A 13078-nucleotide genomic window follows, 5' to 3' on the forward strand; every position below is an offset into this window, starting at 1 on the left:
AAATTCTTATGAAGTAAGGGGCTTCTTTATTTAGATAAAAATAAGCCTGCACTAACAGTGCAGGCTTTGCTTATAAATTTAAAAATTCACTTTTAGGTAAGTTTTCTTTTTAGAAGCGGTACTCTACACCGATGCTCGCTTGCTTAAGATCGGTTTCAAAGTCAGTGTCGTCGATATCATCAAACGCTTCGTCTGCGTCTAGCTCAGTGTCATATACAGTGTATTCTGCGTTCACTAGGAAATTGCTAGTAACCGCATAACTTAGTCCTGCACCCACGAAAAGACTTTCGTCATCATTGTCGCGTGAAACACCCGCAAAGTTGTATTCAGTTTCAGACCATAGTTGACCTGCTTTAGCATAAAGAGAGAAGCGTTCGGTTAGCGGAAGGATACCTTTAATAGCAGCGGTGTAGCCATCCGTCTCTGCGCCTGCGATGTCGTTACCGTAGTCACCGAAATCAATATAGCCACCTTCAACAGCAACCCACTCGTTAAATTTGTAGCCTACTAGCCCTTGCCATACGTCTTTATCATCATCAAAATCATCTTCGCCTTCAACGCGCAGGTAACCGTAATTACCACCTACATAAAAACCACTGTCTTTTGCTTCAATTTGATTTGATTGAGCGTGTGCGCCGAACGATGCCATCGCACTGATAGAGGCAACAGCAGCAAGTCCAGTAAGTGTTTTAAGTGTGTTTTTCATAAGTTCATCCTCATTACTTCTTAATGTTTCATCGACTTCTCATTTGAAGCCAATGTGTCCTGATTACACACTTCCTGTTTCAACTGCTGTGCCATAGTAAAAATTTCAACGTTTGTTTCAAACAAGGGCAAATTTTACATAGGTTAGTGACTAATAGTTTGTTTATTGAACGTTTTTAGTTGGTGTTGAACTTAGCTATCAATATGTCAGAGAAAAATTTTCATGGAGCCTGAAAGAGATTCATAAATAAGTAGTAACGCACAAAAATGTGTCAGCTATGTTTTAGTGATTAATAGTACCAACCGAGAACGAGATTTTTAACCAGCTGAAATCTAGCGGCTTTATTTTGATTGAATTTTCCAATCAAATGAATTCATTTTCTCGACTGTAAATTTTGTGTAAGCATGACTATCTTTTAACAGCTTATGAGGTAAACAAAATGTTAACAAAAAGCGGCGCTGAAGACGTCTACTTTTTGGTAGCGAAAACAAACTCAGATGGGAAAAGACCATGACTTTAAAAAGGTTTAAAAAAACCACGTTATCGGCGCTAGTGGCGCTTTCGTTAGGCGCTACAGGGGCCATTGCTAATGATCAAATAAGTAAGCCCGCTGGTGCTAAAGGCACAGGTATGACCAAAGCTTTTCAGGCGAAAATGAATCAGTTTTGGTGGCCTGATCAACTTGATCTTTCTGCGCTTCGAGATCACGACAACCGTTCGAATCCACTTGGAGAAGATTTTAGTTACGCAGAAGCTTTTGCCAAACTTGACCTTGATGAAGTGAAAAAAGACGTAAACGAACTGCTTACTACGTCTCAAGATTGGTGGCCTGCAGACTTTGGCAATTATGGTCCTTTCTTTATCCGCCTTTCATGGCACAGTGCAGGTACCTACCGTACGCTTGACGGTCGCGGTGGCGGTGATGGTGGTCAAATGCGTTTTGACCCATTAAACAGCTGGCCTGACAATGGCAATTTAGATAAAGCCCGTCGCCTACTTTGGCCAATTAAACAAAAGTACGGTGAAAGTTTATCTTGGGGCGACTTAATGATCCTGGCCGGTACTGTGGGTATGGAAAACATGGGCTTCGATACCTATGGCTTTGCGGGTGGTCGTACCGACGATTGGGAACCTGACATGGTGTACTGGGGACCGGAAGTAGAAATGCTAGCCAGCGACCGTGAAGAACGTGACGGCAAGCTTCAGCGTCCCCTGGGTGCTACACATATGGGTTTAATATACGTTAACCCTGAAGGCCCTAAAGGTGTGCCAGATCCGATGGGATCAGCGAAAAACATTCGCACTGCATTTGGTCGTATGGCGATGAACGATGAAGAGACGGTAGCGCTAATTGCTGGTGGTCATACATTCGGTAAAATGCATGGTGCACACAAACCTTCTGATTGTTTAGAAGCTGAGCCGGGTGGCGCAGGATTAGAAGAGCAGGGACTAGGCTGGAAAAATAACTGTGGTAAAGGCAATGCTGAAGACACAGTTACCAGTGGCTTAGAGGGGGCGTGGACACAGCTACCGACTAAATGGACGAGCTTATACCTTCAAAACTTACTTGGTTTTGAGTGGAAGCAAACGCGTAGTCCAGCCGGTGCTATCCAGTGGGTCCCCACGGATGAATCGCTTCACAAATCAGTGCCAGATGCACACGTGGAAGGTAAGAGAAATCCTCCTGTAATGACTACTGCTGACTTAGCGCTTAAATATGACCCTGAGTATCGCAAAATTGCCGAACGATTTTTGGCTGACCCTAAAGAGTACCAAACGGCATTCGCTAAAGCATGGTTTAAATTAACGCACCGCGATATGGGGCCAAAAGCGCGTTACCTAGGTAACGACATTCCAGAAGAAAACTTTATCTGGCAAGATCCTGTCCCTAAAGCTGATTACAAAACGATCTCGGATAAAGACGTTAAAAAGCTAAAAGCAGACATCTTAGATAGTGGTCTAACGGTCCAGCAGCTTGTAAAAACAGCGTGGGCAGCGGCAGCAAGTTTCCGTGCCTCTGATTTGCGTGGTGGCGCGAATGGCGCACGTATCGCGCTAGAGCCACAAATGAGCTGGGAAGCTAACGAGCCAGAAACAGTGAAAGCCGTAGTTTCTAAACTCAAGGAGTTGCAGGAAGACTACAACTCTCGCATGTTCTCTAAGAAGAAAGTTTCACTTGCCGATTTGATTGTTATTGGGGGTGCTGCCGCTATCGAAAAAGCAGCGGCTGACGCGGGTGTTGAAGTGACGGTGCCGGTAGTACCAGGTCGTACAGACGCAACTCAGGAGCAGACTGACGTTAACTCTTTCTCTTTGCTAGAGCCGACAGCTGATGCGTTCAGAAACTACTACAACGCTGAAGCTAGCTATCGTTCTCCAACTGACATGTTAGTAGATAAAGCTGACCAACTGAACCTGACTGTACCTGAAATGACCGTATTATTAGGTGGGTTACGTTCATTAGGAGCTAACGTAGGAGATGTTAAACACGGTGTATTTACTGACGAAGTAGGCACGCTTAATAACGATTTCTTCGTGACGCTACTTGATATGGGCGTCAAGTGGAGAAAAACCGATAATCCATCGGTATATGAAGGCGTGAACAGAAGCACAGGTGAAGTTATGTACACAGGTACACCTGTAGACCTCATCTTTGGTTCGAACAGCGAGTTACGTGCTGTAGCCGAAGTCTATGCTTACGACAATGCAAAGAAACGTTTTGTTGAGGACTTCGTTGATGCATGGACTAAAGTGATGACGCTAGACCGCTTTGATTTACGTCACGATTTAAATGCCAGTCTAGCTAAATAGATAAAGCAAATCTGCTATCGCGAAAAATCACTAGCGATAAATACAAAAGCTTTTGAGGGCGCTTCGGCGCCCTTTTTGTGTTGAACGAACGGTGACTTTACTAATGTTTAAAGTAACTAAAATGGCTTTGTGAGCATCGCAAACCTTTCTTTATTTCGATACACTGAATCTTTACTTTTTGCCTCAACAGACAAATATCGCGATGGCTAGTCTTCAACGAACCTTGGTAAACTTAGAAATGCTAAGTGAGGATATTAATGCATTAAACGACAATGCTGTTAATTCCGCCGCTCACATAAAACTTCTGCGCAATGTTTTAGAAGAACTCAAAAACGCGGAGTCATTCGTTGCCTTCGAGACAGAAGCAAGTTTTCATAAATTGTTATCTGGCTCTATGTTCGAGACCATTTTCGAAAGAAAGGGAATGGTTGGGGTTTACATTAAGCTAGTGGGTTATGTGATTACCGCATGGGAGGCTACCGACAAAGCGAATGCCATCATTAGCGAGAACTTCGATTCCAGTGCGGATAAGCGCTTAGAGTTGCTTCAGGTTAAAGCTATAAAGGCGAAATCTCAGTTGAAAACGGTAGCGTCGGCAATGGGGAAAGAAGACTATAAGAAGTTTGTAAACACGTTAGCCCTGATTGCCCAAGAGTGGCAGTGGGACACCCTTCGCGCCAGGTTCTAACCAGCGCGAAGAGAAGGCTTTAATAAGTAAGCCTTATTATTCGTTTTAAGTGCTACGGCGTGGTATTTCGGATACCAATACCTTGCTCGTTGATAACCCGAACTTCTCGTTGAGGGAAAGGGATCTCAATATCATGCTCACGTAGCGTTTCGAAGACGGTAAGCAGCAAATCACCTCCCACGCGATTCTTGCCATCGTCTACACCTTCCATCCAAAACTCGACAAACATGTTAACACCAGAGTCGCCAAAACTGTCTATTTCACAATCCGGAAGCTCTTCAAAAGGGATATTGTCGCCACTGATCACCTGCGGGTGTTCTGAGACTGCTTCTTTGATAATTTCTACCATTGCCCGGATATCGGTTTTATAGGCAACCGAAAAATCAATGCGATATCGTTGCTTTGGATCTTTATGGGTCCAGTTTATCAGCAAAGAGCTGATAAACTTTTCGTTTGGTACAAGGATGTCCTTACCGTCATAAGTTTCCAAAACGGCATAGCGCATTTTAAATTCTCTAACGATACCTTTTCGCCCGTCTTCCAGTTCAACGTAATCGCCAACGGTCAACGATTTGTCCAACAGAATAATGATACCCGAAATAAAGTTTGAAGCGATGGATTGAAGTCCCAGACCCAAGCCCACACCCAAGGCCCCGCCAAAAACGGCTAGCGCTGTAAGGTTGATCCCCATTACATTGAGCAATAGCAAAAACACAATGCAGAAAAGGGCCACTTCAAATAGCTTTGCGAACACTTCCTTCGTAGAGACATCAAGAGACTTTTGGTTTCTAATGATATCTTGTCCAATGGCATTAGAGCTTCGTCCTAGCCAGAAAAGCAAAGCGCCAAACAAGAGTACTCTGGTGACGCCGTAAGCAGAAACTTCAACATTGCCTACAGATATAGCTATCGATTCCAGTGCTGAGGTAATTAGCGGCAGCAAGCCAATAAGATGTAGGAATAAGATAGGAAGACCTACCCAACGCATGAAAGCGGCTATTGTACTGTTTTCGACAAAACCTCTAATTAATGAGCTTACAAATAGCATCAATGCGACAACAACAGCTATTTCTAATAGCCATGCATCAAATTGAAATTGCGCACCTAATACGGTAGTAATTTTCAGCGTACTTATGGTTATAAGAGGAAAAAGTGCCTCACCGAGGTTGTACAAAAGACCACTCATGGTATGTGCACCATGCTTTGGTTTTTCTCGCATGAGTTTAAATGGTTTTTTCACTTGTTTAGCAAGTAGAAAAGCGCAGCAATAAATCACAACAATGGTCGTAAGCTGAATAATGAAGCTATCAGACATTACCGATGCTTTGACTATGGCTAACTTCTCTTCTAAGTGCCGAGTTAAACTATCAACATTCATGTGTTCTACTTAATCTTTTTACCGCGCAATGGAAATGCGGGTGTTGCTAATAGAGCGTGGAATCCCTGCGCGCTTTTTATCTCTAATATTAGATAGGGTAAAGCTTTTTTCACCGAATCAATACAGATCGTTTATTTATTCGTCACTGGTCATACAGCTTTTGGCGGATTTTAGAGTGGATAAGCGGTAGACTTTACACAGTACACCTTTCTAAAAATATAATAGCTGACAAGTTTCTAGTTTAACCTTTTGATATAGATGGCTTTTTGTTTTTCATGGCGAGCGGAGCCATCACTAAACGATATTTTTTTTATAAAGAGAAAATTGTCGCTTAGATAAAAAATTTAACCCTGTAAATATTGGTAATAATAATTGGTTGACATCTGGTAAGGCCGAATTGTAATATGGATTTGTTTTCTGCTGCTTGTTTAAGCAGAGTGTGGACTAGCTTATCTATGCGCTTATACGAATATCGGGATGTTCCAGAGTGTAAACTTAATAGCAAACCGTAGTTTTTGTTTTGCGCTTTAAAGCAAAAATAATAAAAACAGTTACTCTCAAGAGTACCCTACAAAGCAAACAGGCTTCTTAGAAATAAGAAGCCTGTTTTATTTTATAATAAGAAAAGTGAGTAGTAGTTAATTATCGTAACTACTGTCTCAGATGGGCAATCGAATAGAGTCCACGCGTTTCATCAGTTTTACGCTTTATCTCTTCTAAAGCCTTTGCTTCGCTTGCATCAAAAAGCGCGTTGATAAGGCGATTAAAATGCTGATGCATCGCACGCCTAGCACCTGCGGTATCTTTGCTAGCAATAGCGTCATAGATAAGCGTATGTTCCCTCAGTCTCTGTTCTTCGCCTTGTGAGCAAACATCGCTATACGCCGATATGACCTGAGGGACGGTTCTTCTTAATTCCCACAAATTTTCAACCGAAAGCATGATGGCGTTATTACGCGTCGCTTGAGAAATGATCTGGTGGAAGCGCTGATCTGCCTCATCGGCTTTCTGTGGAGTCTGCATCTCGACGAGGGTTTGCTTTAGCGCCTCTAATTCCTCATCTGAAATAGTGGCGGCAGCAAGCGCGGCAGCTTCGCCTTCCACAAGCGCTCGCGCCTGGGTAAGCTCAAACGCACTGATAGGTTTAGTTACTTGACCTTGCTTTTTCTGATGCAAGACATATACACCAGAACCAGTCTTTACTTCTACACGCTCTCGTACTTCCAGAGCGATAATGGCTTCGCGGATAGTAGGGCGACTAACGTTATACGTCTCCGCGAGTTCCCTTTCTGCGGGTAAGCGACTACCTTCAGGATAAATTCCTTGATCGATGAGTGCTTCAAGTTTTTCAACTATGCTCCAGAAGAGACGACGAGTCTTCATATTTACAGCCCTTGTTTGCCTGTTGCTTACCTAAAAAAGAAGAGACAATTGGTAAATTAATTCTATCTGACCATTGTATATCGAAACTAGCATAAAGCGCAAAGTCCCGAGTACTGTGCTTTAAAGCGCTTTATGAGCAGAAAAGCCCTTTTAATTGGTAATACATTTTATTGTTATTGGTAAAATAAATTGGTTGTTTTTGGTCTGTTTATTGGTTAGATTCTAAAACAGTCAGTAACAAATAAATAACAGCATAATTGCGTTTTTGCAAAAGAAGATTGGCAATTTATGTGCGATTTATACGATTTGAGCAACGTCAGTAGCACTATCGCGGTAGATATCACCGTCGATTTTGCCAGCGAAATGGGGAATGTATGAAAGTAGTAAATGTCTGTAAGTCAGCGATAGGGATTATTACTCTCTTGGCGTTTAATACGACGGCATACGCCGAAGACTACTTAGTTGACTCTAAGAAAAGCTACCTAAACGCGTTAGAGAAAGTAACTCCAGGTGACGATATCGTATTGAAAAACGGTACTTACCATGATTTTGAGATTAAGTTTAAAGCGCAAGGGAGTGAGGAAGAGCCAATTACATTGAGAGCACAAAGCAAAGGTGGTGTTATTCTCTCTGGCCAGTCAAATCTTTCCATTGCAGGAAGCCATTTGATCGTATCTGGACTTGTGTTTAAAGACGGCTACTCCCCATCAGGTTCAGTAATTAGCTACAGAATAAGTAAAGACGAACTCGCGAATTATACTCGTGTTACTGAAGTCGTTATTGAAGACTATTCTAAGCCAGACAAATTTGAAAGTGACTATTGGGTAGCGCTGTATGGTAAGCACAATAGGCTAGATAGTTCGTACTTAGCAGGCAAGCGAAACCGAGGTGTAACGGTCGCAGTTAGGTTGGATTCAAAGGATAGCATCGAAAACTATCACAAGATAGACAACAACTATTTTGGCTACCGACCTGAATTAGGCTCAAATGGTGGAGAAACCTTAAGAATCGGCACCAGCCATTATTCACTTGAAAACTCTTTTACCCGAGTCGAGAACAATGTGTTTGACCGTTGTAATGGCGAAGTTGAAATTATCAGCGTTAAATCAGGTGGCAACGTTCTTCACGGTAATACCTTCATTGAATCTCGCGGTACGCTAACGCTAAGGCATGGAAATGGTAATACAATCACCAATAACGTGTTTTTAGGAAATGGTGTTCCAAACACAGGTGGAGTTCGCGTTATTAACGCCAACCAAGAAGTGTCAAATAATGTGTTTAAAGGGCTTACTGGCTACCGCTTTGGCAGCGGGTTTACTGTAATGAATGGTGTGCCCAACTCACCGCAAAATCGCTATCACCAAGTAAAGAACGCCAATATACACCACAATACTTTTATTGATGTTTCTCACATTCAGTTAGCAGCTGGAGCAGACGAAGAGCGTTCAGCACCACCGGTAGACAGCGTTTTTTCTAACAACCTTGTAATCGCTAATACGGTGTCTACAACATTTAGCTTTTTTGACGACATTAGCGGTATAACATTCACTAACAATGTGGCTAACTACAACGTAGAGAGTCAAATTGAAAAAGGTTTTACGAAACGAGGCGATATACCGTCATCTTCGATGAATGGTATTTCCCTAGACGAAATGAAAGTGGGTGCTGACAACAGTGTAAAACCACTTAAAAAAGAAAGCGTAGGGCCAAGTTGGTATAAGAAAAAAGAATACGAAACGCCGTTTGGTTCAGGAGATGAAATTACTGTAGAGCCAGGTGTGAATACGCTTTTTGAAGCGGTAGCCAAAGCGAAAGATGGTGATGTTCTTTTACTCAGTGATGGTGTCTATAGCGAACAAAAAATCGTTAGAATATCTAAAACGCTTTCTGTGAAAGCAAGCGCTGGCTCAGAAGTTATCATTCGTCCGCAGCGCTCAGCACTTTTCGAAATAAGTGACAATGGTTCACTGGAAATCGAAGGTATAACGCTTTCAGGTAGTGATGCGCCAGACGCAGCTGGAAATACATTCATTCGCACTAAAAAGTGGGGAATGTTGACTAATTACCGATTCACTATGGATAAGGTGACGGTGACAGACCTAGACATAAATCATAGCTACCACTTCTTTTCTGCGGGCGCTCGTAGCTTTGCGACTTTGTTATCTATTACTAATAGTCAATTCGACACTATCACTGGGCACGTACTGGCACTAAATAAAGAAAAAGATGATTTAGGTATCTATAACGCTGAGGTGTTGAATTTAGAAAACAATACATTCAACAATGTAAACGGGGCGCTAGCGCTTGTTTATCGAGGTGGCAGAGACGAGAGTACCTTTGGACCTAAGGTCACGATAAGTAACAACGTATTAGCAAATGTAGGTTTGGGTAAAAGAAATAAGCGTAAAGCAAGTATATTTCTACACGGCGTGCAAAAAACACAGATTCGAAATAATGAATTTAACACAAGCGCGCCAGTAAAAATTGAACACACCGTTGGCGAGCCGAAAACATCGCATAGCGGCAATACATTTAAAGAAACAAAAGACATTAACATTGTCGACTTCTTAAAAGAAAAAGACGAATGCCGCTGCTCTGGGTAAAAATACTCAACCTAGTGCGCGACTTATGCAAAGAAAAAGTTATTACAGTAAAAATTAAAGACTACGAGTTCGTAGGGTGGATGATATGAGAGTTGGTTTTATTGGTGAGTGCATGGCCGAGCTTAAAAAAGTAAACGGTGTATTAGAAGAAGGGTTTGCTGGCGATACTTTCAATTCTGCCGTTTATCTTAAGCGTACATTTCCTCAATTAGATAGCTATTTTGTCAGTGCGGTGGGCAGCGATGCGCTGTCAAAAGAGATGTTCGAATTTGCGCAAAGCGAATCAATTAACACACGCTTTTTGTTTACCCATCCAGACAAACATATAGGGCTTTATAAAATTTATACCGATGCAGAAGGCGAGCGTTCTTTTACGTATTGGCGAAATGATTCTGCCGCGAAGTGCTTGATGTCTCAGCTTACAGATAGCGATAAAGCGTCGATGACAGCGTTAGACTTAGTACTATTTTCAGGTATTTCGCTTGCTATTTTAAACACTGAAGACTTACCGAAGTTTTGGCGTTTATTAGAAACGCTTAAAGACAGCGGTACCAAAATTGTGTTTGACATGAACCATCGACCCGCGCTTTGGAAGGGGCGGGATGATGCCACTGCATTATATGAAAAAGCATTTGAAATTGCAGATGTCGCGTTACCTGGATTAGAAGATTTCAACTTCTTATATGAGTTTGAAACAGTGGAAGAAATCATAAACTTTTTAGCGCCTTTCTCATTCAAACAACTCGTTATTAAAAATGGCAGTAGTGCTGTGACGTTAGTTAATGCAGAGGGTGAAGTTTCAGAAGTTGGGCTAACACCTGTTACAAACGTTGTTGACACTACATCAGCTGGCGATGCTTTTAACGGTGTTTTTCTAGGCGCGTACCTAACGGGCGATAGTCCTGAAGCCTGCGTAGATAAAGCAGCCAAATGCGCCGGCTTTGTGATTCAACACCCTGGCGCCATTGTAGATAAAACGGCCTATGCTGATTTAGTGACATCTATCGCTTAAGTAAGTAAAAGCGAAGTATTCGAATACTAAATAAAACACTACATCGAACTTATAAGGGCATCCGTCCCTCGTATTACAAAGAGACAAATCATGAAAAAAATATCAGACATTATGGGCGGCCAAACCCTGCTCCCAATCATTCAAGCCGATAATGTAGAAGACGGTGTAGCCATTGCTAAAGCAATGGCGGCAGCGGGTCTTACCACCGTTGAAGTTGTATTGCGTTCGGAAAATTCAGCAAAGTGCATCACCGCCATAAAAGAAGCGTTGCCTGACATGATAGTAAGCGCTGGAACCGTTGTCGATAAAGCGTCTCTAGATGCAGCAATAAACGCTGGGGCTGATTTTATCGTGACGCCTGCGGTGACAGAGCGCCTACTGACAATGCTGGTAGAGTCTGGTTTACCCGTGCTCCCTGGAGTATCTAACGTATCAGATATCGTGCTAGCGCGAGAGCACGGATTTAGAGAAATGAAGCTATTTCCAGCATCCTTGTCAGGTGGCGCTTCTTTCTTAAAAGCTGTAGGTGGTTTGTTCAAAGATACAAAATTTTGCCCAACGGGTGGCGTATCTCCAGAAAACTTCAATGATTACCTGTCGCTAGGCAATGTATTTGCCGCTGGTGGTACTTGGGTAGCGAAGCCTCAATGGGTTGCAGATAAACAGTGGGACTTGATAACAGAGGCATGTTCACAGGTTTAATTAACACAAGACAGTTCTAACAATAAACATTAAAAAGCTGACATATTTGTCAGCTTTTTCATTTTCTAGCGTATTAATTGGTGTTACAGCTTCAAAAAGCTATCATTACATTAAAGTTGCTTCGCGCAGAAGAACACAGCAGCGCTTAGCTTTATACAATTAGAATTAAAACGTGACTATGATCAAATTGATAGTGCTGCCTTTCACCATGGCATTCGTCGTACTTTTATCTGTCGCCGAAAGTTGTGCAGAGGAACTAAAGTTTTCTGGTTTTGCAAGAGCAGTTGCAGGTAAGATTGATACTAAAAAAGCGACCTATGAAGGGTATGACGACAGCATAAGCTTTTCAGAAAAATCTCTAATAGCGGTGCAGGCTGATTATAGGGTCTCATCATCGTTCTCCGCATCAGCTCAAATTCTCCTTCACACTGATGAAGATAGAGAATCGGGTATTGAGTGGTTGTATCTAACCTATGCCCCTAGTGAAAGCTTTCAAATTAATATTGGTCGGTTGCGCACGCCTTTTTTAAAGTATTCAGATGTTATCGATGTTGGCTTTGCCTACCCGTGGATTAATGCACCGCAGCAACTCTATAGCAGCTATTTGTTTTCTCAATATGAAGGCGCCAATGTAAGATTGAGAAGGTCTTTTGGCGATGTTGTTATTGATTTTGAGGCTTATTATGGAAAATATCAAGATGAGCTAGCGTCGAGCGGTATTAATGTAGACGTTGAAATAGACGATATGTTTGGCGGTGTTATTGAAGTTAACTATGGCGGCTTACAGTTAAGAACAGCCACTATTAGTGCTCCCAAAGTCGAAACTACCATTGATGAAATCGCGCCGTTTTTACAAGGACTTAGAGCTGCCGGATTTGACTCTATAGCTGAACAGTTTGATATCAACGATCGCGCAGGCTCTTTTTTACTAGGCGCCAGCTATGACACGCTTAATTGGTATGTAAGCGGTGAGTGGATGAAGGTCTCGTCTGATATTGATGTACTCGCTAACTTAGAAAGTTTCTATGTTTCATATGGCTACTATCTTGACGAGGTTCTACTACACTTAACTTTTGCTTCATCTAGACAATCACTCAATACCATCGACAATGTGATACCTGAAGGTGTGTCGCCTGAACTCGATCAGCTATATTTCGCAGTTGAGCAACTCAATAGCTTTTTTCCGACAGATGACCTCGATACGTGGACCTTGGGCGCTAGGTGGGATGTTAAAACGAATATCGCATTCAAGGCAGAGCTATCTTTACTTAACGGGAAAGAAGGTCGAACTTCGTTTTATGAAGTTAAAGAAAACAACTTCGATAGAAACGCGACCTTGTATCAAGTGGCGGTAGAGTGGATATTTTAATGCGAAAATATACGCTCTTTTTTCTTTTTCTCCTGAGCATTCGAATAGCCTCTGCACAGGATAACGTTTGGATTGTAGCAAATGTTACTGACCAAGGTTTCTCGCTGACAAAGACGGAGGTTCGTAACCTCTTCATGAGCAGTGCAACAAGCAAGGACTATGTTTTAGACCCTGTCGCTTTGAGCCCTGGGAATAGAATACGCGCGGTTTTCAATGCAAAGATTATCGCTTTACCTGAGTCCCGTATTCAATCCTATTGGGCCCAGATGCGCTTCAGTGGACGTCAAACTCCGCCCGTCGAGTTTAGCAGTTTGGATGCACTGATTAGTTACGTTAGTGAGAATGACGGTGCTATCGGTTATGTTCCAGCCGACACAGTGTTACCTGAGAATGTTCGAATTGTTTATCGAAGTCTTTAAATGGGTA

At 42.3% G+C, this 13078-nt stretch carries 10 protein-coding genes; 7 read left to right on the plus strand and 3 right to left on the minus strand.

From position 1 onward, the window contains the following. Window positions 1-109: 109 nt before the first annotated feature. Window positions 110-706 (minus strand): porin family protein, encoded by a 597-nt coding sequence (locus D1814_RS11105; RefSeq protein ID WP_118492231.1) that lies wholly within the window; start codon window positions 704-706, stop codon window positions 110-112. A gap of 510 nt (window positions 707-1216) precedes the next feature. Here D1814_RS11105 and katG point away from each other — a divergent pair. Both katG and D1814_RS11115 read left to right on the plus strand, forming a co-directional pair. Continuing rightward, window positions 1217-3517: a catalase/peroxidase HPI gene (gene katG, locus D1814_RS11110; protein ID WP_118492235.1), complete on the plus strand. Its 2301-nt coding sequence runs from the start codon at window positions 1217-1219 to the stop codon at window positions 3515-3517. 202 nt (window positions 3518-3719) lie between these two features. Continuing rightward, window positions 3720-4205: a hypothetical protein gene (locus D1814_RS11115; protein WP_118492238.1), complete on the plus strand. Its 486-nt coding sequence runs from the start codon at window positions 3720-3722 to the stop codon at window positions 4203-4205. Window positions 4206-4257: 52 nt separating this feature from the next. On the opposite strand, the gene D1814_RS11120 is transcribed toward D1814_RS11115, so the two are convergent. Together D1814_RS11120 and D1814_RS11125 are read right to left on the minus strand one after the other, a co-directional pair. Beyond that, window positions 4258-5583: a mechanosensitive ion channel family protein gene (locus tag D1814_RS11120; protein WP_118492240.1), complete on the minus strand. Its 1326-nt coding sequence runs from the start codon at window positions 5581-5583 to the stop codon at window positions 4258-4260. A gap of 651 nt (window positions 5584-6234) precedes the next feature. Beyond that, window positions 6235-6966, minus strand: coding sequence for a FadR/GntR family transcriptional regulator (locus D1814_RS11125; RefSeq protein ID WP_118492242.1), 732 nt, complete (start codon window positions 6964-6966; stop codon window positions 6235-6237). A 374-nt stretch (window positions 6967-7340) separates the two neighbouring features. Between D1814_RS11125 and D1814_RS11130 the strand changes: the two genes are divergently transcribed. From D1814_RS11130 to D1814_RS11150, 5 genes are all read left to right on the plus strand, one after another. Then, window positions 7341-9569, plus strand: coding sequence for a polysaccharide lyase 6 family protein (locus D1814_RS11130; RefSeq protein ID WP_118492244.1), 2229 nt, complete (start codon window positions 7341-7343; stop codon window positions 9567-9569). A gap of 85 nt (window positions 9570-9654) precedes the next feature. Next, the gene (locus tag D1814_RS11135) at window positions 9655-10581 is read left to right on the plus strand and encodes a sugar kinase (protein ID WP_118492246.1); all 927 of its coding nucleotides are present in this window, start codon (window positions 9655-9657) and stop codon (window positions 10579-10581) included. A gap of 90 nt (window positions 10582-10671) precedes the next feature. Beyond that, the gene (gene eda, locus D1814_RS11140; protein WP_118492248.1) at window positions 10672-11283 is read left to right on the plus strand and encodes a bifunctional 4-hydroxy-2-oxoglutarate aldolase/2-dehydro-3-deoxy-phosphogluconate aldolase; all 612 of its coding nucleotides are present in this window, start codon (window positions 10672-10674) and stop codon (window positions 11281-11283) included. Between the two features lie 178 nt (window positions 11284-11461). Next, a complete protein-coding gene (locus tag D1814_RS11145; RefSeq protein ID WP_118492250.1) occupies window positions 11462-12652 on the plus strand; it encodes a hypothetical protein in 1191 nt (396 codons plus the stop codon). A 134-nt stretch (window positions 12653-12786) separates the two neighbouring features. Beyond that, the gene (locus tag D1814_RS11150) at window positions 12787-13071 is read left to right on the plus strand and encodes a hypothetical protein (protein WP_232368862.1); all 285 of its coding nucleotides are present in this window, start codon (window positions 12787-12789) and stop codon (window positions 13069-13071) included. Window positions 13072-13078 lie beyond the last annotated feature (7 nt).

Source organism: Alteromonas sp. BL110, assembly GCF_003443615.1.
Taxonomy (GTDB): domain Bacteria; phylum Pseudomonadota; class Gammaproteobacteria; order Enterobacterales; family Alteromonadaceae; genus Alteromonas.